The following is a 22719-nucleotide window of genomic DNA, read 5'->3' as shown; positions in this document are numbered from 1 at the left end:
AGTCATAGTAAAGTGATAAATATGAATTATTATAATATTTTGATGGAGGGAATATTATCTTCTAGGGAAAAGGAGATGGACAATATAAAAGAGGATAGCTTGAACACTATCCTCGAAAAATATTCTTATTATGATAAAAAGGTATACTGATAAACTTCTAGCCACCCATATATTTCGCATAGTACGACTTTGCTTCTGTTATATCACTAACCCCGTGGATCAGAACACGTCCATCCTTAAAGAAAACCATTGTAATGTGCTCATTAGGTGAAAAGCGAAGCAAGAAAGGGTTGATGATCGTTTTTCCACTTTCGCTGAGCCTTTTGGCAATTGCAGATAAGTGAAATTCCTTTGTATGCCTCGGGTTAATTTGTATGGTATCCCGACCGCATAAAACCGCATAGGATGTTTGTAAATCGGAGGAGCGATCAAGAAATTCAAACTGATGGTGTACACAGGCTGGACATTCAGGATTTCTCCCAGCAGAAACATCCATCTGCAAATTGGAATTGTACCAGATGTCAAATTGCTCAAGATGGGGGTTGGGTTCAGCGTCTATTAGGATTTTTAGAGCTTCGACAGCTTCAAAGGAACCAATGATATCTGTGATCGGAGCAAGGACACCAACTGTATCACATGTTTCACCCAGACCGGTTTGGATTTCTGGGAATAGGCACCGGTAGCAAGGGGTTTTTCCAGGGATGAAGACGGCATGCATTCCTCTGGAAGAAACTGCGGCACCAAAAACCCATGGAATACCAAGCTTGAGGGAGACATCATTAATCAAGTAACGTGTTGGGAAATTATCAGTCCCATCTATAATCACATCGAACCCGCTGAGAAGCTCTTCAGCATTATCTAAATTTAGGTCAGCGATAATGGGCTCTATCATTACCATAGAGTTTATTTTTCCAAGCCTTCTTTCCGCCGCAATGACCTTTGGCAGGTTACCGGCAGCGTCCTCCTCATCAAAAAGGGATTGCCGTTGGAGATTAGATAATTCGACTAAGTCCCGGTCAATTATCCGAACATGGCCGACACCTGCACGGACCAAATGATTCGCAACCACAGTTCCAAGTGCCCCCATTCCTACGATAGCAGCCTTTTTCCTTAGTAGTTTTTTTTGACCGTCCTCTCCAATCGGTTTAAAGAGCATTTGTCGAGAATAGCGGCTTAATTCCATGTTAAAATCTCCCCTCATCGAAATAGAAGCAAATAATTATTGGTTATTAACAAAATAAAGGAATTTTCATAGTTTTTAGAGAATTATAATATGTTGAGGGGCATTTAATCAATTTGAAAGAGGTGGGAACAAAAGATGAATCTTGGTGGTTTCTTAAACAAAGAAGTTGTTGTGGATTTGACCAATGGAACTATTGATTACAGGGAAATCAATGAAGAGGATGCCAAAAAGTACATTGGCGGTCGAGGGCTCGGGGTGAAATACATGTTAGATAATGGCCCGAAGGTAGAACCCTTTTCTGAAGACAACTTACTCTGCTTCATGACTGGTCCTGTCACTGGTTCACGCTCTTCGATGAGTGGGCGCCTAGCGGTTGTAACCAAATCGCCTCTCACTGGCACGGTAACCGATTCTCATATCGGTGGCTGGACGGCTGCAAGGCTAAAATGGGCAGGAATAGACAACCTTATTTTCAAAGGGAAAAGTGATAAGCCAGTGTATCTGTTCATTGAAAATGGTCAGGCCGAGCTTCGTGATGCTACTGCACTATGGGGCAAGAGTACAAGGGAAATGGTTAAAGCAATGCAGGATCAATATGGTGAGAAGGATTTAAGCGTGCTAACCATTGGCCAGGCGGGAGAGAATAAGGTTCGCTTTGCTAGCTTCATCAATGAGCACGATCGTGCTGCTGGTCGAGGTGGTACCGGGGCGATTGCTGGTTCGAAGCTTTTAAAAGCAATTGTCATTAAGGCCTCGCAAAAAGGCAATATGCCAGTACCGAAGCACAAGGAGGAGTATAACAAAGCAAACAGTAAGGCAGTTAAGGCGATTCTTGAGGGAGGATTAACCGCACCAAACAAAGGTGGATTATCCGTATATGGAACGAATGTCTTAACAAACCTGATCAATGAAGTAGGGGCTCTTCCTACAAAGAACTCACAATATACGCATTGGGAAGAAGCTGAGAAGCATAGCGGTGAATATGTTCATAAGAATTTGCGCATAGCCAACAACACCTGTCATGCCTGTCCAGTTGGCTGTAAGATTGAGGTAGAAGTAGCAGATGGAAAGTATAAGACTCGAGTAGAAAGCTTTGAGTTCGAATCTTCCTGGTCACTCGGATCAAATTGTTTGCTGTCTGATGCTGAGGCGATTGCCTATCTAATTGACCTTTGCAACGAATATGGTCTGGATACGATCGAGCTTGGCCATGCCTTCTCTGTGTCAATGGAAGCAAGTGAGAAAGGATACATTGATGAAACACTCAAGTGGGGCGATGCGGATGCAATGATTGATTTGACGAGAAAAATTGCTTTCCGTGAAGGTCTAGGTGGTATTCTTGCTGAAGGTCCAGCACATGCAACAGCAGCATGGGGCCATCCAGAGCTTTCGATGTCTGTGAAAGGGCAATCGATCCCAGCTTACGACCCGCGTGGAATTCAAGGAATTGGTCTTGGATATGCGACTAGTAACCGTGGTGCCTGCCATTTACGGGGGTATACTGTTGCCAGTGAAATTGCAGGGATCCCAGAGCCAACGGATCGCCTTGCACCTGAAGGAAAAGGCGAGCTTCTAAAGGTATTCCAAGATATGCTTGCTTTCTCTGACTCTATGAATATTTGTAAATTCTCATCCTTCTCCGAGAATGCGGAGCATTATGCCGAGCAATATAGCACGATGACCGGAAATACACTAACTGCTGATGATGTGATGCTTGCTGGGGAACGTATCTATAATTTAGAGCGTTACTATAATAATTTGGCTGGCTTTAATAAGCGTGAAGATGATTTCTTACCGAAACGTTTCACGGAAGAGCCGGCATCTGGAAATAGTGCAGGTTCTGTCAGCCGGATGGATATCATGCTTGATGAATATTATCAGGCTAGAGGTTGGAAAAATGGAGTGGTACCAACAGAAAAGCTGATTGAGCTCGGCATTCTTTCTGAAGGTAGCAGCTCCGCAACAGAAAAGATATAAAAGAGATATTTAAATAACTTAAAATAATCATAACAAAGACCCAAGTACAGGAATAGGTACTTGGGTCTTAATTTGTGAATATTTTGTGAACAATCGGTATATTTTATTTTATAACTTAATAAAACTTAACGAAAACAAACAACTTTTCCCCTAACCACCAATTCTTGTTGTCTTTAATCGGTATTTTTTTACTATTTCCTTCAAGATCTTTTCATCTGTTGCAGAGAAACGAATTAGCACTGTGTTAACTTTGAAAACAGGAGTTAGGACTAGTTCTCCTTCGCTTAAAACCTCTCCACTCCAGTTTTTCCCCTCATAAAGATGGGGAGGCTTGTCGGTGATTGGATTGCCTCCGAGCTCTTCCAGATACATTTTTAAATGTTTACTATTTATCCCACGAAACTCAAGCTCACAGCTTACCATTCAACCACCTGCGACAGGTGGGAATAACGCCATTTGATCGGTTTCTTTGACCACCGTCTGAAGATCTTCCGAATGGATAATATTCTTTCCATTAATATAAACATGGACAAACGGCTTAAGCTTCTTGTCTGTCGTAAATATTTCTTCATCTATTTCCGGATACATTTCGACCATTTTATCTAGAACATCTATCACCTGGTTTCCATCCGGATTCACCTCTATAGAAACACCACCACAAATATCTCGAAGATTTGCAAACACCTTCACCTGCATAAACTCCTCACCCCTTAGTATCCTTATTGATTTTATCTTAAAATGGATTCTAACTTTTGTCACGAATGCTTAACTGAAAAGATGGAAAATTTGGCAAAGTTATTGAGTAAAGTAAAAAGGATTTTCTATTGTATGAGCAAAGAAAAATTATGCAAGCGCTTGCACAAAAAGTGCGTAAAGTTTAAAATGAATGCAAATAGGGGGTGAACAGGGATGAGGAAAAAAGAACCCTGGTGGAAGCGAAGTGTCGTCTATCAAATCTACCCAAGGAGTTTTATGGACTCCAATGGGGATGGCATCGGTGACTTGCAAGGAATTATTTCGAAACTTGATTATCTAGAAATGTTAGGTATTGAAGTCATTTGGTTAAGTCCAATCTATGATTCTCCCAATGATGACAACGGCTACGATATTCGAAATTATCGGGAGATCATGCAAGAATTTGGAACTATGGATGACTTTGAAGAATTAATTTATGAGGCAATGAAAAGAAATATTCGAGTTGTGATGGACCTTGTTGTTAATCATACATCGGATGAACATTCCTGGTTTGTAGAATCTAAGTCTTCCAAGGATTCCAAGTACAGAGATTACTATATTTGGAGAGATGATGAGAATGGAGAACCGCCAAATAATTGGGGTTCAATTTTTTCTGGACCAGCCTGGAAAAAGGATGGAACCACAAACTCATATTACCTGCATTTGTTCTCAAAGAAGCAACCAGATTTGAATTGGGCACATGAGCCTTTAAGAAAAGAAATTTACGACATGATGAAGTTTTGGTTAGATAAAGGGATAGGCGGCTTCCGAATGGATGTTATCAACTTCATTTCAAAGGACGAAGCCTTGCCAAATGGAAAGATACATCCTGGGCAGTTGTATGGTGATGGTAGTCCGTATTACATCAACGGTCCTAAAATTCATACCTATTTACGTGAAATGCATGATGAGGTCTTAAGCCATTATGATGTGTTAACGGTGGGAGAAACTCCAGGGGCCTCAACAAAAGATGCTCAAATTTATACGGATCCCCAAAATCATGAATTAAATATGGTTTTTACTTTCGAACATATGAATTTAGATAGTGGGCCATATGAAAAATGGGATTTACGGCCATTTGATTTAGTAGCTCTAAAGCGAAATCTAGAGAAGTGGCAGCATGGTTTACACCAAGTTGGTTGGAATAGTCTCTATTGGAATAACCATGACCAGCCGCGGGTCGTCTCTCGGTTTGGAAATGATGGAGAATACCGAGAATTGTCTGCTAAAATGTTGGCTATTAGTCTTCATATGCTCCAAGGCACACCTTATATATATCAAGGTGAGGAATTGGGTATGACCAATGTTAAATTTCAACATATCGATGACTATCAGGATATCGAAACTATCAATATGTATAAAGAAAAAAGGGGGCAAGGCATTGCCCATGAGACGATAATGTCGAGCATTTATGCAAAGGGTCGCGATAATGCACGAACCCCAATGCAATGGACAAAGAATGGAGGATTTACGTCTGGGACCCCTTGGCTTAAGCTGAATGAAAATACATCTTATATCAACGCAGAGGCAGCCTTATCTGATCCTCAATCTATTTTTTATACTTATCAAAGGCTCATCCAGCTAAGAAAAAAATATGACATTATTACAGAGGGACGTTTCCAGTTGTTGTTGCCTGACCATCCCCAGCTCTTTGTATACAAACGGCAAATGGATGAGGAAGAATGGCTAGTTGTAGCCAATTATTCGATGGTATCTCATGATATTAATTGGAGCGAATGCCATGTTGATGGAGAAAATAATCAGTGGACACTCAAGATTGCAAACTATGATGAACCCATTTTGGAAAAGGATATGATAAGAGTGCGTCCCTATGAAGCATTCGTGCTTGCTTTCCAGAAGGGGACTTTCTAATTGGTGAAAAAAATCCCATTTGGAACGTGTTCACTTTTTTGATAAAAACACAGAATTGTGGATAAAATAAATACTTGTTATTTTCCATGCTCTATGCTAGGATGAGGGTACATTAAAGTTGTGCAAACGCTTTCCCAAGCTTTGCTCTTCTTTTTTGAGATTTGCGCAAACGTTTTCGCAATAAACTATTTAAATATTTTAAAGGTGGAGGGAAAACAATGAAAGGCAAGTGGCAAGTTGGGTTAATAGCTTTGTTTTTAGTTTTGGCTGGGTTTTTAGCTGGCTGTAGCTCTGATAAGAAAGAAAAGGAATCAGCTGGCAAAACAGGCGGTGAAGCAAAGGGAGAACAGGTAACAATTGATATTTTTCAATTTAAAGTAGAGTTTAAGGATCAGTTTGAAGCAATTGCGAAAGCATATGAAGCAGAGCATGACAGTGTGAAAATTAATATTACTACTGTTGGGGGCGGGGAAGATTACGGTGCAGCTCTTCGTTCCAAATTTGCATCTGGCAATGAGCCGGCAATTTATAATATCGGGGGACCACAGGATGTGGCGGATTGGAAGGATAAATTAGCTGATTTATCAGATACTGAAGCAGCAGGTCTTGCTTTAGATGGTACATTAGCTGGTGTGACAGTTGATGGGGAAGTATTAGGTCTTCCATTCAACCAAGAAGGTTATGGTTTGATCTATAACAAGAATGTTTTTGAAAAAGCAGGAATTGACCCTGCATCGATCGTAGATTTTGCTTCATTAGAAGCAGCTGTAAAGGAAATAGACAGTAAGAAGGATGAACTGGGTCTTGAAGCAGTATTTGCTTTACCAGGGAAGGAAAAATGGGTAACTGGCTTGCATTTATCCAATGCTTTCTTAGCGCCAGAGTTTGATCAAAACGTTCTAACTGCATTTGATTCAAAAACAGTCGAATTTAAATATGGGGATGCGTTCAAGAAGGTATTAGACCTTCAAAATAAATACTCTGTACAGCCAACTGTAAGTCTAGATTATTCTAAGCAAGTAGAAGAATTATTCTCACTTCAAAAGGTTGCAATGATTCAACAAGGGAACTGGGTATATGGTTCTATTGCTGGTATTGATGAAGAATTTGCTAAAAATGGCATTGGTATCCTTCCAATTCCTGTAGAAGGCTATGAAGGAGATCGTATTCCTGTAGGAATCCCAATGTATTGGGGAGTTAACAGCAATGCTGATGAGGCAGTAGTAAAAGAAGCAAAAGCGTTCTTAGACTGGTTATATACCTCCGAAACTGGTAAAGAAGCAGTAGTAAGTGATTTCAACTTTATCCCTGCATATGAAGGATATGATTCTTCTAAAATATCAGATCCACTTTCAAAGGATGTTTATGAGTATTCAGAAAAAGGAAAAACAATCGGCTGGACATTCATGGGTTATCCAACCTCATGGGGAGAAAATGAGCTTGGTGTTCAAATTCAGAAATACTTAAGCGATGAAGCAACATGGGAAGAAGTTATTGACGCATCGAAAAAGGCTTGGGAAGCAGGGCGGAAATAGAGAATACGTAGATAAAACAAAGTAGCATTCGTGCTACTTTGTTTTATCAAAAGGGTAAAAATGACGTAGGTGGGAAGTACATTTTTTGTAAGTATGGAGGGTTGAACATGCGCATACGGGATTTATCGTACTGGCTCTTCTTAATGCCTGTGTTGGTTGCGCTTATATTAGTTGTGATAGCTCCTTTGCTGCTAGGTGTCTATTACTCCTTTACCGATTGGAATGGGATTTCAGCAAATGGCTTTGTCGGATTTGAGAATTATACTGCGCTGTTCCAGGATGAAAGATTTCTAGATTCGCTTTGGTTTACAACCAAGTTCTCGATTGTCTCCATTGTCTTGATTAATGTGATAGGACTATCTCTTGCCCTACTCGTAACCGCAAAATTAAAAACAAATAAATTCATGCGAACTATTTTCTTTATGCCAAATCTAATTGGTGGCTTAATTCTGGGTTTTATTTGGCAATTTATTTTTACGAAGGCGTTTGATGGTATAGGCTCTCTCTTTGGGATTGAGAGTCTACAAGGTTGGTTATCTACTTCAAGCACAGGGTTCTGGGGTCTTGTTATCTTAATGAGCTGGCAGATGTCAGGATATATCATGGTCATCTATATCGCTTACTTAGAGGGTGTCTCAAAGGAGCTTATTGAAGCTGCTGAAATCGATGGGGCCAACGTATTCCAAAGATTTCGTCATATTGTATTTCCTCTCGTCGCACCTGCTTTTACAGTCAGCATGTTTTTGACACTATCCAATACTTTTAAGCTTTATGATCAGAACCTATCGTTAACGGGTGGGGGGCCATATGACTCGACACAAATGGTCGCAATGGATATATTTAGAACAGCCTTTAGCCGTTATGATATGGCGTATGCACAAGCAAAAGCGATCATTTTCTTCATTATCGTGGCTGTTATTGCTTTGCTACAGGTCTATGTGAACAAGAAACGTGAGGTGGAAATGTAATGCGAAAGCCGTATTTAATTCCGCTTGAAATATTGGGGATCCTATTAGCCCTTCTTTGGTTATCCCCATTTTATTTAATGATTGTTAATTCCCTCAAATCAAAACGGGAAATTTTCGAGGATACATTAAAGCCACCGAGTTCTTTGACATTTGATAACTATGTACAGGCATTTACAGAGCTTGATTTTCTTAAAACATTCGCGAACTCAATATTCATTACTGTAATGAGTGTCGTGATCATCATTGTTTTCTCGGCTATGGCAGCTTACGCACTTTCACGTAGCAAGAGCAAATTAAGTTCCGTTATTTTCTATTTATTTGTTGCTGCAATGCTTATCCCTTTCCAATCGGTTATGATTCCACTTATTACAATTTTTGGTAAAATCGAAATGCTTAACCGGACTGGTTTAATCTTTATGTATCTTGGTTTTGGAGCTAGTCTTTCAATATTTTTATACCATGGTGCTTTAAATTCTATACCACGTTCATTAGATGAAGCTGCTACAATAGATGGGGCAAATAGGTTTCAAATTTTTTGGCATATTATTTTCCCTATACTTAAGCCGATCACGGTGACTGTTGGAATTTTGAATACGATTTGGATTTGGAATGATTACTTGCTTCCGTCCTTAGTGATTAATCAGCAAGGAATGGAGACCATTCCTCTGAAAATGTTCTTTTTCTTTGGAGAATATACAAAACAGTGGCATCTTGCCTTAGCGGGACTTACATTAGCGATCATTCCGATTATCATCCTATACTTCTTTGCCCAACGAGAAATCATTAAGGGAGTATCTGAGGGTGCGGTTAAATAAACTTGCAAGGAAAGGGGAATCCCAGTGGCGGTTACAATTATTGATGTCGCACGAGAAGCAAATGTATCACCGTCAACTGTTTCGCGTGTTATTGCAGATAGCCCAAGGATTAGTGAACAGACGAAGCGCAGGGTTCGCGAAGTAATGAATCAGTTGGGGTACTATCCTAACTTTCAAGCTAGGAACCTTGCTGCAAAAACCACACAAACAATCGGTGTAATTATGTCAGATTCTACTTCATTGGCCTTCCAGAATCCGTTCTTTCCAGAAGTAATTCGGGGAATATGTGTGAGTGCTCATGCTAGTAAGTATGGTATTTACTTTTCCACAGGTGGTACGGAAGAGGAAATCTTTCAAGAAGTTGTGTCCATGGTGCAAGGGAAAAAGGTGGATGGAATTATTCTACTATATTCCCGTGTTGGAGATCGGACGATGAAATATTTAAAGGATGAGAATTTCCCATTTACGATGGTGGGACGTCCGTATCAATATGAGGATGAAATTTCGTATATCGATAATGATAATGAAAGAATCACTCATGAGGTTGTAGAGTATCTGTACAACTTAGGTCATCGAAAAATTGCTTTTATTGGAGGCAACTTGGACTTTGTCGTATCAATCGATCGTTTGAATGGTTATCAAAAGGCGTTAGAAAAGTTAGGACTATCTTATTCAGAGGATTATTTTATTCGCAATGATGTTATAAAGACAAATGGTATGAAGGCTGTTCATCAGTTAATGGAGCTTAACGAACCGCCGACAGCTATTGTCGCTCACGACGATTTAGTTGCCTATGAAGTGATAAGGTACTTAGAGGGGCTTTCCGTGCAGGTTCCAGGGGATGTTTCCATCATAGGCTTTAATAACCATGCTTTATCAGCTTATGTGAAGCCACCGCTTACTTCAGTTGATATCTCAATTGTTGAGCTAGGTCTTGAGGCAACCAATCTTCTGTTGGAAAAAATCCAGGATTCTGAAGCGGCGGTTGAACACTATTTTGTACCAACGAAAATCATAGAACGTGAATCGTGTAAAAGGATAACAACAAAGAAAAAGAGGGAATAAAATGGAGAAGGTTTGGTGGAAAGAAGCTGTTGCATATCAAGTCTATCCTCGTAGTTTTCAAGATTCGAACGGCGATGGAATTGGTGATTTACGAGGGTTGATATCTAGATTGGATTATTTAAAGGATATCGGTATTGATGTAGTATGGTTGAGTCCTGTATATAAGTCGCCTAATGATGATAATGGGTATGATATTAGCGACTATCAGGAAATTATGGATGAATTTGGAACAATGGAAGAATTTGATCAGCTGCTCGAAGAAGTCCATTCTCGGGGAATGAAGCTGATCATTGATCTAGTCATCAATCACACAAGTGATGAGCACCCTTGGTTTGTAGAATCCCGTTCCTCCAAAATGAGTGCAAAGCGAGATTGGTATATTTGGCGGGATGGTGTGAATGGGCAAGAGCCGAATAATTGGGGTAGTATTTTTGGTGGCTCTGCATGGGAGTTTGATGAGAAGACAGGACAGTATTATTTGCATCTATTCTCAAAGAAACAGCCTGATTTGAACTGGGAGAATAAAGAGGTGCGACAGGCATTATACAAGATGGTTAATTGGTGGCTTGACAAAGGGATCGATGGATTCCGTGTCGATGCGATCAGCCATATTAAAAAGGATACAACCTTTGCCAACATAGATAATTCAACTGGATTAACCTTTATCCCTGCGTGGGAAAAGTATATGAATGTCAAAGGCATTATGCCATTTTTAGAAGAATTAAAGCAGGAATGCTTTGCTAAGTATGACATTATGACAGTCGGTGAAGCAAATGGGGTTGGAACCGATGAGATACATGAATGGGTGGACGCAGACTATGGAAAATTCAATATGATTTTTCAATTTGAGCATTTGGGATTATGGGATGCTGAAACAAAAGTGCTCGATATTCCTGAGCTCAAACGCGTGCTAACACGATGGCAAAAAGCATTGGAAGCAAGTGGCTGGAATGCCCTTTTTATAGAGAATCATGATAAGGCTCGCTCTGTTTCTACTTGGGGAAATGATAGGCAGTATTGGCGTGAAAGTGCGACATCTTTGGCAACCATGTATTTCTTGATGCAAGGGACTCCTTTTATTTATCAAGGTCAAGAGCTTGGAATGACAAATGTAAAGTATCCGTCGATTGAAGACTACAATGATGTTTCAACGAAGGGCTTGTATAGGGATCTGCTTGCTCAGGGGAAGTCGCATGAGCAAGCAATGGAAATCATTTGGTCGACCAGTCGTGATAATTCTCGGACACCGATGCAATGGTCGGCGGAAGAAAATGCGGGCTTTACAAGAGGAACACCCTGGTTAGGGGTGAATCCAAACTACAAAGAGATCAATGTAGAAAGCCAGGAAATGGACCCAAACTCGATCTTAAACTACTATAAAAAATTAATTCGCTTACGTAAGGAAAATACCATATTCATATACGGTGTCTATGACCTCGTTCTTGCGGATCATCCTTCTCTATTTGCTTACACTCGAACACTTGGAGAACAGAGAATGCTCGTTCTTTGTAACCTCTCGTCTGATTCGGTTATCGTGGATAAGATAAATGGTATTCGTTATGTACGATCGAATCTAAAACTAGCAAACCTTGAAGTGAGTGATCACGAGGAAGTGGAAACATTTGAGCTTGCCCCATACGAAGCAAGGGTGTATGAAATCTAGAATATAAAAGACGTTTTGTCCCGGGACAAAACGTCTTTTTCAGTTTCATTATAGAGCAGAAAGGGAATAAGGCGACCTTAGAAGATATTAACACTAGGCTCATAAGGAATGGGCATTAATGATCATATAAAAATAGAATTCAGGGAAAACTAAGTGTGTTAAGGGCAATTTATTGAATGAGGTGACTTGATGAATCCATATGTAGAAGTCAGGAATGTCTCAAAGATTTTTGGCAAATCTCCTAAATCTGCTATTAATTTATTGAAACAGGGCAAAACAAAAAGAGAAATTTTGAAAGAGACTAGGCAGACAGTCGGAGTTAATAATGTAAATTTCAGTATTTATCCTGGCGAAATTTTTGTCATTATGGGCTTATCCGGAAGTGGCAAATCAACCTTAATCCGCATGTTTAACAGATTGATCGATCCTACTATCGGAGAGATTTTGATAAAAGGTGAGGATATTGTTAAGATGAACGCTTCCAGACTAAGAGAAGTCAGACAAAATAAAATCAGTATGGTCTTTCAAAATTTTGCACTATTTCCTCATAAAACGATCTTAGAAAACACCGAGTTTGGCCTCGAAATAAAGAATGTGTCTCCAGATGAGCGCAGAGAAAAAGCGATGAATGCCCTGGAAGTTGTCGGATTAAAAGGCTACGAAAATCAATTGCCATCTCAGCTGAGCGGAGGAATGCAGCAGAGGGTCGGCCTTGCTCGAGCTCTTGCAAGCGAAACAGATATTTTATTAATGGATGAAGCTTTCAGTGCCCTTGATCCTTTAATTCGTAAAGACATGCAGGATGAGTTAATTGAAATTCAAGAAAAGTACAAGAAAACAATTATTTTTATCACCCATGACCTAGATGAAGCATTGCGGATTGGGGATCGAATTGCCTTAATGAAAGACGGCAGTGTCATTCAACTAGGAACCCCTGAGCAAATTATGATGAATCCTGCAAATGAATTTGTTGAGAAGTTTGTTGAAGACGTCGATCTGTCGAAAGTATTAACCGCATCACATGTGATGAAACGAGCGGAAAGAATTGGTGTGGACAGAGGACCAAGAGTCGCGCTGGAAATTATGAGGAAACAAGGATATTCCAGCATATTTGTGGTAGATCGCAAACTGAAGTTATTGGGAGCATTGACCGCAGAACAAGCGCGACAGGGAATAAGTACAAACCAGTCCATTTCGGAAGTCATGACGACCGACATTCCAACTGTTGCAGAAGATACGTTCCTTGCAGATTTAATGGATGTGATGGCAACCTCAAGCTTGCCGATATCAGTTGTTGACGAAGAGAACCGAATAAAAGGCGTTGTTATTCGTGGTGCCGTCATTGGTGCTTTAGCCGGAAATAAAGATTCTTTGAACGACTTGGAGAGTGATTAATTAAATGAATATACCAAAAATTCCACTTGGAGAGTGGATAGATTCTCTAGTCGGATGGGTAACCGTTACTTTTTCCGCCTTTTTTTCCTTTTTAACGAGCTTAATCGAAGGTCTATTAAATATCATAATTGATGTATTAAGTGTAGGTCCCCCAATCGTATTAATCTGTATCCTAGGATTATTGGTTACATATACCAGCCGATGGCCATTAGGTATATTTGCGTTAATTAGCTTACTGCTGATTGATAATCTTGGTTATTGGGATTCAAGTATCCAAACCCTCGCTATTGTTTTATTATCTGGATTGTTAACAATCACAATTGGGATCCCGATAGGAATATGGTGTGCACAAAGAAAAACTGTACAAAACATTGTAACGCCTATTTTAGATTTCATGCAAACTATGCCCGCATTTGTTTATTTAATTCCATCCATTCTATTCTTTGGAATTGGCATTGTTCCAGGGATTATCGCATCCTTTATTTTTGCGATAGCACCAACAATTCGCATGACTAATCTCGGTATTCAGGAAGTGCCTGAAGATTTAATCGAAGCAGCGGATGCATTTGGTTCAAGTAACAGTCAAAAATTGTTCAAAGTCCAATTACCTCTAGCAACTCCAACAATTATGGCGGGAATTAACCAAAGTATCATGCTTGCTTTATCTATGGTTGTAACAGCCTCTCTCGTTGGAGCACCTGGACTTGGAGCAGATGTTTACCGGGCTGTCAGCCAAATTAATGTTGGTCAAGGCTTTGAGGCGGGGTTATCGATTGTCTTTATCGCAATTATACTCGACCGTATTACACAAAACCTGCGTAAGCCAGCTTATGAGGGGATTTTAAAGAGAAAAATTGTTTTTTCAATTTTAGCTGTGCTTGTAGTTGTGACCGCAATCGTATTGGTATTTTTAAAAGACAATACTGGGAATGAGAATGCTAATGGGATTGGTGCCCAGACAGATTATAAAATTATCGGTATTGAACCTGGTGCAGGAATCATGGCACAGGCCAAGAATTCACTAACCGATTACGGGTTGGATGATTGGAAAATTGTTGAAGGCTCCTCAGCTGCAATGGTTGCTGAATTAAAAAAGGCTATTGATAACCAAAAACCCATTATTGTTACCGGATGGTCACCACACTGGATGTTTCAAGCATTCGATTTAAAATATCTTGACGATCCGAATAATACCTTTGGTGGGGCTGAACATATTAATACTATTGTAAGAAAGGGACTTGAGCAGGATGCTCCTGGTGCCTATACAATTTTCGATCAATTCTCCTGGAATATAAGTGATATGGAAGCTGTTATGGTTGAAGTGCATAAAGGGATGGATCCAGCTGAAGCAGCTGAAAAATGGGTAGCGGCAAACCCAGACAAAGTAGCAGAATGGACAAATGGAGCTCAATCCGGAAATGGTGAACCAATCAAACTAGTCTATGTTGCCTGGGATACTGAACTAGCAAGTACAAATGTCATTGGAACGGTCCTTAGACAAAATGGATACGATGTGACTCTGAGCCAGGTTGAAGTTGGACCGATGTTTGCGGGGGTTGCGAACGGAAGTGCTGATGCAATGGTAGCAGCTTGGCTACCGAGCACCCATCTTGAATATTATAATACCTATAAAAAGGATATCGTTGATCTTGGACCAAATCTTCAAGGAACGAAAAATGGACTTGTTGTACCCAAGTATGTGGAAATTGATTCGATAGATGACTTAAAATAAAAATGTTGGACTTTAAGGATTACGGTAGTTAAGCAACTGCGTAAATAAAAACCACCCGTTATCTGTGAAGAAAGCGATAAAAAGGATGGCTAGATTGTTCTAACCATCCTTTTCATTATTTAGTCCTCAAATCCAACGCTCATCTCATCTGGGTTAGAGCCTACTCGTTCATTTTTGTTAAGTGCGCTGATTTTTTCCATGTCTTCGCTCGATAATTCGAAATCAAAGATATCCGAATTTTCGATAATGCGGTGTTCCTTAATTGATTTTGGAATAGTGACAACCTTGTTCTGTAAATCCCAGCGTAAAATAATCTGCGCGGCAGATTTCTGATATTTCTCGGCAATTTCATTAATGGTTGGCTCGCTCAAAAGTTGTCCTTGTTTAAGCGGGGACCATGCTTCTAGTTGGATGCCCTCTTTTTGACAGAAGCTTCGTAGCTCTTCCTGCGTTAAGTGTGGATGATATTCCACCTGATTGACCATTGGCTTGATTTCGCAATCAGATAACAAATCCTCTAAATGATGGATATGGAAATTGCTCACACCGATGGCACGTACACGCCCATCCTTATATAGCTTCTCTAGGGCTTTCCATGTTTCCTTGTACTTGTTCTTGCCAGGCCAATGGATTAAATACAAGTCTAAATAATCAAGCCCGAGCTTATTAAGACTAGTGTCAAAGGCTTTAAGAGTGGACTCATAGCCTTGGTCAGAGTTCCAAACCTTTGAAGTAATGAACAAGTCCTCTCTGGCAGCTCCAGATTCTCTAATGGCTTGCCCCACGCCCTCTTCATTTTGGTAAATGGCAGCAGTGTCAATGCTTTTATAGCCGTGTTTAATCGCTGCTTTTACGGCTTCAACGACTTCTGAGCCTTCTTTTACCTTGAAAACTCCAAGTCCAAACCATGGCATTTTCACACCGTTATGTAGGGTAGTTGTGTCCTGTAAGCTTGTTGGCATTTCGTTTCCTCCTATCATAAATTGGATATAATTACATACTCTATTATGCCTGTTCCTTCATAGAAAAACCAAAGAAACGATTTAATGGATGTCTCGTTTTTTAAATCTTCCACCACGTACCTCTGCGATATCCGCGACAGCAAGAAAGGCAGAGGGATCGATTTCCTCGACGATGAGCTTTAGTTTTGCTTCCTCCAATCGAGTAATGACGCAAAAAATTACTTTTTTATCATCGCCGGTAAAAGCACCTTCCCCTTTTAAGTAGGTAACTCCACGTCCTAAGCGGGCAAGAATCGCTTCGCCAATTTCCTGATGATCTTCACTTATGATCCAAGCGGATTTCGATTGGTCGATCCCTTCTATGACAATGTCAATCGTCTTAAAGGTAATGGCATAGGCGAGAATCGAGTACATCGCCCGATCCCAACCAAAGACAAATCCTCCCCAACCAAAAATAAATATGTTGAAGAACATAATAAACTCACCAACAGAGAAGGGAAGTTTTTTGTTAAGAAGAATGGCTAATACCTCTGTTCCATCAAGACATCCGCCATAGCGAATGACTAACCCTACGCCGCTACCAAGAATAATCCCACCGAAAACGGTAGCAAGCAGCATATCATCTGTAAAGGCTGGTATCTTATGCAGATAGGTGGTCGAAATGGACATAATGGTAATCCCTAGAATGGTAGAGAAAGCAAAGGTCTTTCCAATTTGCTTATAGCCAATATAGAAAAAAGGAACGTTCAGGAAGAACAGGAATAAGCCTAGCTTAATTCCTGATAGATGGGCGAGGATAATGGAGATTCCAACAATACCGCCGTCCATAATTGTGTTGGGAACAAGAAATACTTCAATCCCGATGGCCATAAAAACAGCACCGAAGACAATGAAGAACATTCTTTTCGCAAGAGCTGCTTTTGTCAATTTCCGATGTACAACTTCCTTGCGAATCTGTTGTTCTATAGTTATGTCACTCAATTTGACATTCCCCCTTATGTATGATTTGTTTGAATTTTTGTAAGAATATTATACCATTAGTTTTTGTTAGGTTAGAAAATTAAAAATAAAAAGCGCTAATAGGTACAACAAATACGAGTGCCCTATCACCGCTTTCCCTTTTATGTTTATAATAACATCTGCTTAATTAGTTCTCGATTTCTTTTCTTGAAGACCTCATTATGTGAAGAAACCATTCCACTTTTGGAGGCTTCTGGGTTGATATATTGCTTCGCTTTGTTAACGGCATTGACAGCATCTTGGAAAGCACCAGCAATTAGGTGGACTTTTCCATCATAGCTAATAATATCACCGGCAGCAAAAAGTCCTGCAACGGAGGATTCACACATGGCGTTACCTGCAACAAAGTAATCGTTTACCATTTCTATGTCTAATTTACTATTATTTAGAAGGGACGAATCCATTTCGTAACCGTGATTAATGATGACCTCATCGATTGATAAGTATGAAACGTCTCCTGTTTCATGATTTTTTAGCTCAACCTGTTTAATAGAATCATGAGTGTCGCTTGCAATTAATTTTGAAATTTCGGTGTTAAAGAAACATTGGACAGAACTACTTAACAGCTGAGTGACTTGTGCTTCATGTCCAGAGAGATTTTCTTTTCGATAGGTTAAAAAGACCTTACTCGCAATTGGTTCTAGTTCATTCGCCCAGTCAATCGCTGAATTGCCACCACCAGAAATGAGCACGGTCTTATTTTTAAAGCGTTGTAACGATTTGACAGTATAATTTAGATTGGATATTTCAAACCGCTCTGCTCCTTCAATACTTAGCTTCTGGGGCTTTAGAATTCCTCCACCGACAGCAACAATCACCGTTTTTGAGTAATGTTCTTGTCCAGATGCCGCTTGAATGACAAAATAACCGTCATTATTTTGAGAAAGGGCTACCACTTTTTCGTTCAGCACAACTGTGGGGTGAAAGGTTAATCCTTGCTTGACAAGCTGTTCAAGTAGCTTTGCACTAGGTATGGGAGTGAGGCCACCTACATCCCATATCATTTTCTCTGGATAAACATGTAGCTTTCCGCCAAGCTCTGCTTGAAATTCAATAATCTTCGTTTTCATTTCTCTTAAACCACTATAAAAAGCAGAGTAAAGTCCAGCAGGACCTCCGCCAATAATGGTCACATCAAACAAATCTTCCTTGTTCAACCCGATCACCTCTAATGTGATTGATTATCATTCTCAATAAAATATATCTTTAAAATTCAACTTTTGCAATAAGCATTTTTTTCAATGTTCATAAACATCATAAATTTTTAATATTGACAAAAAACAAAAAGCCACTTATATTAATCTCATAAATGATATTGAAAATCATTATCAATTAAAACTAATAATGATTTTTAGAATGGAGGTAGATGATGGCTCTCCTACAAACAAAGGATTTAAGTGTTGGTTACGATGAACATCTTATCGTGAAAGAATTCAGTGTTGAGATACCAGATCATAAAATTACCACAATCATTGGAGCGAATGGGTGTGGGAAATCAACGCTTTTAAAGGCTATTACACGTATTATTCCTCACCAATATGGAGCCGTTATCCTAGATGGAGAAAATATTGCAAGGAAACATACTAAGGAGCTAGCTAAGAAAATGGCGATCCTTCCGCAAACACCAGAAAGTGCGAGTGGATTGACAGTAGGCGAGCTTGTTTCTTATGGCCGTTTTCCCTATCAAAAAGGGTTTGGGCGATTAACGAAAGATGATTATGAGTCTATCGATTGGGCCCTAGAAGTAACTGGAACGAAGGATTTTAAGTACCGTCCTGTAGATGCGTTATCTGGTGGACAACGACAAAGGGTATGGATTGCCATGGCGTTAGCACAAGAGACAGAAATCATTTTTCTCGATGAACCGAATTCTTTATCAGGAAATGAAATTGTCCATGCCTGAGAAGGTGAAGGAAATGGCGTTAAAGGAAGGTTATTATGCTCTGTCTCCTGAAGTATTACCTGAGTATGCGGGAGACTATATCGTTCTAAGCTCTAATGGTGCAGATAATTCCTTCAAAGAGACCGAGACCTATAAAAACATTCCTGCTGTCAAGAATAATCGCGTATTTGAAGCGAACGCAGCTGAGTTCTACTTTAATGATCCCGTTACATTAGATTATCAATTGGATTTCTTTTTGGACAGTTTTCTAAATAGCAAGTGACTTGTCGTCTAAGGAATTCTTTTCCCTATTTAAAAGAAGGAAAGAAGAGAAGCTATGAAAATAGAACGATCAACGGTTCCATTTATGATGAAAATGATAGTTGGAATGATTGTGTTTGCCGCTATGTTTGTTGTTGCTATTATTTTTGGAGCAGCTGATACGAACATAGCAGATGTTTGGCGTGCTCTTACAACAAATGAAACAGGTGAAAAGCTTTCGATGCTTCGCGAAATACGCTTACCGCGTGAGGTGGCAGCGATATTTGTCGGTGCGGCATTAGCTATAGCAGGTGCGATAATGCAGGGGCTTACAAGAAATCCGCTTGCAGATCCAGGTTTGCTTGGTTTATCTGCAGGGGCAAATGCTGCGCTTGCTGTTACAATAGCCTTTATTCCCACTGCGAATTATTTCGGAATTATGGTCGCTTGTTTTATTGGAGCTGGGGTTGGGACTACGATGGTGCTGGGCCTTGGCTCTGTGAAAAAGGGAGGATTTAGCCCTTTTGGAATTGTTTTGGCCGGTGCAGCCGTTTCCGCTTTTTTGACTGCAATTGCAGAAGGAATTGGACTTTATTTCAAAATTTCCAAGGATGTTTCCATGTGGACGGCTGGCGGTCTAGTAGGAACAACATGGGGACAGCTTCAAGTCATTGTTCCTTTTATTTTGATCGGCATCGCTATCTCTTTTTTACTATCTCGACAGTTAACAATTTTAAGCTTAAGTGAAGAGGTAGCAGTGGGGCTTGGACAAAAAACGACACAAATAAAAGCGGTCCTATTTATTGTCATTATTATTCTTGCTGGTGCAGCTGTTGCTCTTATCGGTAATATGGCGTTCATCGGATTGATGGTTCCTCATATTGTGCGGGCGATCGTTGGAACGGACTATCGTTATATTATCCCCATGTCCGTTATAGCTGGGGGGAGCTTCATGCTTTTAGCAGATACAATTGGGAGAACCATTAGTGCGCCATATGAAACACCAGTTGCGGCAATTGTATCGATTATGGGCTTACCCTTTTTTCTTTTCATTGTAAGAAAGGGAGGGAAGGCATTCACATGATCCACCCAAGTGCTGTTAAAAAACAACGTATCGTTCTAGTTATGCTATCTATTCTGATCGTGGCTACGATCGTGTTTGGAATTGGTCTAGGCTATTCCTCTCTTACCTATGATCGATTGATTCCGACCATCTTTGGTCAAGGAACATTCAAAGAGGAATTTGTCTTATTTTCTATTCGAATGCCTAGAATAATTGTAACTTTTTTAGCTGGAATGGCTCTCGCATTATCAGGGGCTATTTTACAAGGAATTACTAGAAATGATTTGGCTGACCCTGGGATTATTGGGATCAATTCTGGAGCAGGAATTGGAGTGGCTATTTTTTATCTTTTTATGCCAATTGATGCAGGGTCATTTGTGTATTTGCTTCCAATAATAGCTTTTGTGGGTGCATTATTAACGGCTATCTTCATCTATTTGTTATCCTATAGTCGCAAAACAGGGCTCCAGCCTGTTCGGTTAGTGCTTGTGGGAGTTGGCTTTTCCTTGGCTCTTTCAGGAGCGATGATTATCATTTTTTCATCTGTCGATCCTTATAAGGTCGATTTTATTGCCAAATGGTTGAATGGGAATATATGGGGCACGGATTGGCCGTTTATTTGGGCGCTTCTTCCTTGGCTAGTGGTATTAGTTCCATTTACTTTATACAAAGCAAACCGTTTAAATCTTTTGGCCATGAGTGAGTCTGTAGCCATTGGTGTCGGCGTTGCGGTTGAACGGGAGCGCATCATCTTACTTTTGACGGCCGTTGCTTTAGCTGCTTCTGCTGTTTCGGTTACGGGTGGTATTTCCTTTATCGGTTTAATGGCCCCGCATATCGCTAAAGCTCTTGTCGGACCAAGAAATCAGCTCTTTATCCCTGTTGCTATTTTACTTGGCGGCTGGCTTCTTATTGTTGCAGATACGATTGGTCGGAATATTATTGAGCCCGATGGCGTGGCAGCAGGGATAATGGTAGCATTAATTGGGGCGCCATATTTTATGTATTTATTAATTAGGCGGACTTAAAGAAAATAAGCGACCTGATGGAAGGGTCGCTTATTTTCGTAATTTTATTTCTTCTTGTAGGTAGCTGACAAATAAGTCGTCCCGAACTAGCCAAGCATTTTCTGATCTTTTTAAGAATTTTTCACCTTCCGCAAAGCTAGGAAATGTTTGATCCTGCTTGAATCTATTTTTTTCAATTACCCATTCATGGTCATTGAGCGGCTGAAGAAGGAATTTATCCCCACTGTTGTTTTGATACAAGGTACCAAAGGAGGTATCCTTTAAGTTGTAACGATTATGTTTAGCATCCTCGCGAAGAGGCTCTAGATGGAATGTATTCGTAACAAATAGCTTATAGGCCTCTTCGTTCATTGAGGCACCAGCTGCTTTTGCATGACCTCCTCCACCAAATTGTGCTGCAATCTCTGATACATCGACATCGTCATGGATGGTTCGAAAACCAATGCGTTTTCCCCCGATGTTAAGGATCGCAATATAATCTAAGTGAGGGTATTCCTTGCCTAGTTCATTACCAAGCTCGGAGATGTATGACTCTGCATAGACGACACCAACGAAAAGCCCTTTTATCTTTGTTTGAACGAGTTCTCTTCTTTTTCGACGTATATATCTCTCAATTTTCTCCTCTTCCATATCGAGGATTTTTTTCTCAAAATCATCAAAATGGAAATGCTCCTCTGTTTTCAGACGTTCCAGCATCTTTTCCTCGAACTCTTCGATTGAGACGAGAAAGAAAAGGGCATTAAGCCTTTGTGCTTGCTGGTTGTTATTCGTTTCCCATTCCCATGTATCATATTGTCTAATGAGCTCGACAAATTCATCTATCGCCTTTGTTGGCTGAAGAAAGCCTTGAGCTGTTAAGTACTCATATAATAATGAAGTTGCAGATGTTAGTTTGCCTTCGGAATCTTCTACGATGACATGACCCCAGTCATAATCGTTAAAGTGAAGAGAAGTTTTATGATGATCGATAAGCTGAACCTTCCTACCCGATTGGGAAAATTGCTCGAGCCTTTTCTCGTTTTCCTTGTTGACAGAGAGATCGGTAATAAAGAGAAATGTTTCTTGGTTGTCGTTCTCAAAGAACCATTCCACCTCTCGATCAAGACTTCCAATAGAGTTGTAGCGAACCTTCACGTCCTTTCCGAAGGCGAGTTTCGCTAGGATTCCACAGCCAACCCCATCTAAGTCATTATGGGATAACAGTTTATACATAAGTTTTCACCTCAAATGGTAGTATGCTTTGAATGGGGATAAATTATCGGAACAAATGTGTATTTCAAAGATAAATGTAAAACAAACTTGACGTAAAGGAAGCTTTACATATAAAATGTAATTAATTGGAGGTGAAGGTCTTTTGAAGAATCGCTTGGTCGAATATCGAAAAAAACACGGGTACTCACAGGATAGGTTAGCAGAGATACTTGGAGTATCCCGCCAAACTATTATATCGATTGAAAAAGGCAAATATTCGCCTTCGCTTCCGCTGGCATTTGAATTAGCAAATGTGTTTCAAACGACGATTGAAGAATTGTTCATATATGAAGGGAATAAGAAAGGTTAAAG

19 protein-coding genes and 2 pseudogenes are annotated in these 22719 nt (G+C 40.0%); 14 read left to right on the top strand and 7 right to left on the bottom strand.

The annotated features are described in order from the left end of the window. Positions 1-157: 157 nt before the first annotated feature. Positions 158-1183, bottom strand: a complete 1026-nt coding sequence (locus tag J2S07_RS10050) for a ThiF family adenylyltransferase (RefSeq protein ID WP_307150259.1) — start codon at positions 1181-1183, stop codon at positions 158-160. A gap of 135 nt (positions 1184-1318) precedes the next feature. Between J2S07_RS10050 and J2S07_RS10045 the strand changes: the two genes are divergently transcribed. Next, positions 1319-3160, top strand: a complete 1842-nt coding sequence (locus J2S07_RS10045; RefSeq protein ID WP_307150258.1) for an aldehyde ferredoxin oxidoreductase family protein — start codon at positions 1319-1321, stop codon at positions 3158-3160. Between the two features lie 150 nt (positions 3161-3310). Here the strand turns inward: J2S07_RS10045 and J2S07_RS10040 are convergent, their stop codons facing one another. Next, entirely contained in the window at positions 3311-3583 is a 273-nt protein-coding gene (locus J2S07_RS10040; protein WP_307150257.1) for a MoaD-like domain-containing protein, read from the bottom strand. Beyond that, positions 3584-3856: a ubiquitin-like small modifier protein 1 gene (locus J2S07_RS10035; protein ID WP_307150256.1), complete on the bottom strand. Its 273-nt coding sequence runs from the start codon at positions 3854-3856 to the stop codon at positions 3584-3586. It lies immediately after the preceding gene. A 213-nt stretch (positions 3857-4069) separates the two neighbouring features. On the opposite strand from J2S07_RS10035, the gene J2S07_RS10030 reads away from it, so the two are divergent. The 8 genes from J2S07_RS10030 to J2S07_RS09995 all read left to right on the top strand — a co-directional run bounded on the left by J2S07_RS10030 (position 4070) and on the right by J2S07_RS09995 (position 14940). After that, complete coding sequence (locus J2S07_RS10030; RefSeq protein WP_307150255.1) at positions 4070-5767, top strand: glycoside hydrolase family 13 protein; 1698 nt, start codon at positions 4070-4072, stop codon at positions 5765-5767. A gap of 218 nt (positions 5768-5985) precedes the next feature. After that, complete coding sequence (locus J2S07_RS10025) at positions 5986-7302, top strand: ABC transporter substrate-binding protein (RefSeq protein WP_307150254.1); 1317 nt, start codon at positions 5986-5988, stop codon at positions 7300-7302. A gap of 107 nt (positions 7303-7409) precedes the next feature. Then, positions 7410-8270, top strand: a complete 861-nt coding sequence (locus tag J2S07_RS10020; protein WP_307150253.1) for a carbohydrate ABC transporter permease — start codon at positions 7410-7412, stop codon at positions 8268-8270. After that, positions 8270-9085: a carbohydrate ABC transporter permease gene (locus J2S07_RS10015; RefSeq protein WP_307150252.1), complete on the top strand. Its 816-nt coding sequence runs from the start codon at positions 8270-8272 to the stop codon at positions 9083-9085. The genes J2S07_RS10020 and J2S07_RS10015 overlap by 1 nt, the downstream gene beginning before the upstream one ends. A 24-nt stretch (positions 9086-9109) precedes the next feature. Further along, the gene (locus J2S07_RS10010) at positions 9110-10150 is read left to right on the top strand and encodes a LacI family DNA-binding transcriptional regulator (RefSeq protein ID WP_307150251.1); all 1041 of its coding nucleotides are present in this window, start codon (positions 9110-9112) and stop codon (positions 10148-10150) included. A gap of 1 nt (position 10151) precedes the next feature. Continuing rightward, positions 10152-11813 carry a glycoside hydrolase family 13 protein gene (locus tag J2S07_RS10005; RefSeq protein WP_307150250.1) on the top strand — a complete coding sequence of 554 codons (1662 nt, stop codon included), beginning with the start codon at positions 10152-10154 and terminating at the stop codon, positions 11811-11813. A gap of 189 nt (positions 11814-12002) precedes the next feature. Next, positions 12003-13208: a quaternary amine ABC transporter ATP-binding protein gene (locus J2S07_RS10000; RefSeq protein ID WP_307150249.1), complete on the top strand. Its 1206-nt coding sequence runs from the start codon at positions 12003-12005 to the stop codon at positions 13206-13208. A 4-nt stretch (positions 13209-13212) separates the two neighbouring features. Then, on the top strand, positions 13213-14940 hold the full coding sequence (locus tag J2S07_RS09995) for a glycine betaine ABC transporter substrate-binding protein (RefSeq protein ID WP_307150248.1): 1728 nt from the start codon (positions 13213-13215) through the stop codon (positions 14938-14940). A gap of 119 nt (positions 14941-15059) precedes the next feature. On the opposite strand, the gene pgoN is transcribed toward J2S07_RS09995, so the two are convergent. From pgoN to J2S07_RS09980, 3 genes are all read right to left on the bottom strand, one after another. Continuing rightward, positions 15060-15902, bottom strand: coding sequence for a glyoxal/methylglyoxal reductase (gene pgoN / locus J2S07_RS09990; RefSeq protein WP_307150247.1), 843 nt, complete (start codon positions 15900-15902; stop codon positions 15060-15062). Positions 15903-15983: 81 nt separating this feature from the next. Continuing rightward, positions 15984-16874 carry a YitT family protein gene (locus J2S07_RS09985; RefSeq protein WP_370872816.1) on the bottom strand — a complete coding sequence of 297 codons (891 nt, stop codon included), beginning with the start codon at positions 16872-16874 and terminating at the stop codon, positions 15984-15986. A 155-nt stretch (positions 16875-17029) separates the two neighbouring features. After that, entirely contained in the window at positions 17030-18079 is a 1050-nt protein-coding gene (locus J2S07_RS09980; RefSeq protein ID WP_307150246.1) for an NAD(P)/FAD-dependent oxidoreductase, read from the bottom strand. A 212-nt stretch (positions 18080-18291) separates the two neighbouring features. Here J2S07_RS09980 and J2S07_RS09975 point away from each other — a divergent pair. From J2S07_RS09975 to J2S07_RS09960, 4 genes and pseudogenes are all read left to right on the top strand, one after another. Next, positions 18292-18795: pseudogene (locus J2S07_RS09975) on the top strand (ABC transporter ATP-binding protein); the annotation flags it as partial. Then, positions 18791-19087: pseudogene (locus J2S07_RS09970) on the top strand (ABC transporter substrate-binding protein); the annotation flags it as partial. The pseudogenes J2S07_RS09975 and J2S07_RS09970, both read left to right, overlap by 5 nt. 54 nt (positions 19088-19141) lie before the next feature. Then, the gene (locus tag J2S07_RS09965; RefSeq protein WP_307150245.1) at positions 19142-20149 is read left to right on the top strand and encodes a FecCD family ABC transporter permease; all 1008 of its coding nucleotides are present in this window, start codon (positions 19142-19144) and stop codon (positions 20147-20149) included. Next, the gene (locus J2S07_RS09960) at positions 20146-21156 is read left to right on the top strand and encodes a FecCD family ABC transporter permease (RefSeq protein ID WP_307150244.1); all 1011 of its coding nucleotides are present in this window, start codon (positions 20146-20148) and stop codon (positions 21154-21156) included. Before J2S07_RS09965 ends, J2S07_RS09960 begins: the two co-directional genes overlap by 4 nt. 30 nt (positions 21157-21186) lie before the next feature. Here the strand turns inward: J2S07_RS09960 and J2S07_RS09955 are convergent, their stop codons facing one another. Further along, the gene (locus J2S07_RS09955) at positions 21187-22368 is read right to left on the bottom strand and encodes a DHH family phosphoesterase (protein WP_307150243.1); all 1182 of its coding nucleotides are present in this window, start codon (positions 22366-22368) and stop codon (positions 21187-21189) included. Positions 22369-22510: 142 nt separating this feature from the next. Here J2S07_RS09955 and J2S07_RS09950 point away from each other — a divergent pair, with 142 nt between their 5' ends. Next, positions 22511-22717, top strand: a complete 207-nt coding sequence (locus J2S07_RS09950) for a helix-turn-helix transcriptional regulator (RefSeq protein WP_307150242.1) — start codon at positions 22511-22513, stop codon at positions 22715-22717. Positions 22718-22719: the final 2 nt, after the last annotated feature.

Origin of the sequence: Anoxybacillus andreesenii, from assembly GCF_030813005.1 — a bacterium.
GTDB classification, from domain to species: domain Bacteria; phylum Bacillota; class Bacilli; order Bacillales; family Cytobacillaceae; genus Robertmurraya; species Robertmurraya andreesenii.
This window is presented reverse-complemented; position numbering and strand designations above follow the sequence as displayed.

Coding starts and splice junctions, on each gene's coding strand:
- J2S07_RS10025 (WP_307150254.1), top strand. CDS start 5,986: ATGAAAGGCAAGTGGCAAGTTGGGTTAATAGCTTTGTTTTTAGTTTTG.
- J2S07_RS10050 (WP_307150259.1), bottom strand. CDS start 1,183: ATGGAATTAAGCCGCTATTCTCGACAAATGCTCTTTAAACCGATTGGA.
- J2S07_RS10035 (WP_307150256.1), bottom strand. CDS start 3,856: ATGCAGGTGAAGGTGTTTGCAAATCTTCGAGATATTTGTGGTGGTGTT.
- J2S07_RS10005 (WP_307150250.1), top strand. CDS start 10,152: ATGGAGAAGGTTTGGTGGAAAGAAGCTGTTGCATATCAAGTCTATCCT.
- J2S07_RS09960 (WP_307150244.1), top strand. CDS start 20,146: ATGATCCACCCAAGTGCTGTTAAAAAACAACGTATCGTTCTAGTTATG.
- J2S07_RS10045 (WP_307150258.1), top strand. CDS start 1,319: ATGAATCTTGGTGGTTTCTTAAACAAAGAAGTTGTTGTGGATTTGACC.
- J2S07_RS10000 (WP_307150249.1), top strand. CDS start 12,003: ATGAATCCATATGTAGAAGTCAGGAATGTCTCAAAGATTTTTGGCAAA.
- J2S07_RS09965 (WP_307150245.1), top strand. CDS start 19,142: ATGAAAATAGAACGATCAACGGTTCCATTTATGATGAAAATGATAGTT.
- J2S07_RS09955 (WP_307150243.1), bottom strand. CDS start 22,368: ATGTATAAACTGTTATCCCATAATGACTTAGATGGGGTTGGCTGTGGA.
- pgoN (WP_307150247.1), bottom strand. CDS start 15,902: ATGCCAACAAGCTTACAGGACACAACTACCCTACATAACGGTGTGAAA.
- J2S07_RS10015 (WP_307150252.1), top strand. CDS start 8,270: ATGCGAAAGCCGTATTTAATTCCGCTTGAAATATTGGGGATCCTATTA.
- J2S07_RS10020 (WP_307150253.1), top strand. CDS start 7,410: ATGCGCATACGGGATTTATCGTACTGGCTCTTCTTAATGCCTGTGTTG.
- J2S07_RS09995 (WP_307150248.1), top strand. CDS start 13,213: ATGAATATACCAAAAATTCCACTTGGAGAGTGGATAGATTCTCTAGTC.
- J2S07_RS10030 (WP_307150255.1), top strand. CDS start 4,070: ATGAGGAAAAAAGAACCCTGGTGGAAGCGAAGTGTCGTCTATCAAATC.
- J2S07_RS10040 (WP_307150257.1), bottom strand. CDS start 3,583: ATGGTAAGCTGTGAGCTTGAGTTTCGTGGGATAAATAGTAAACATTTA.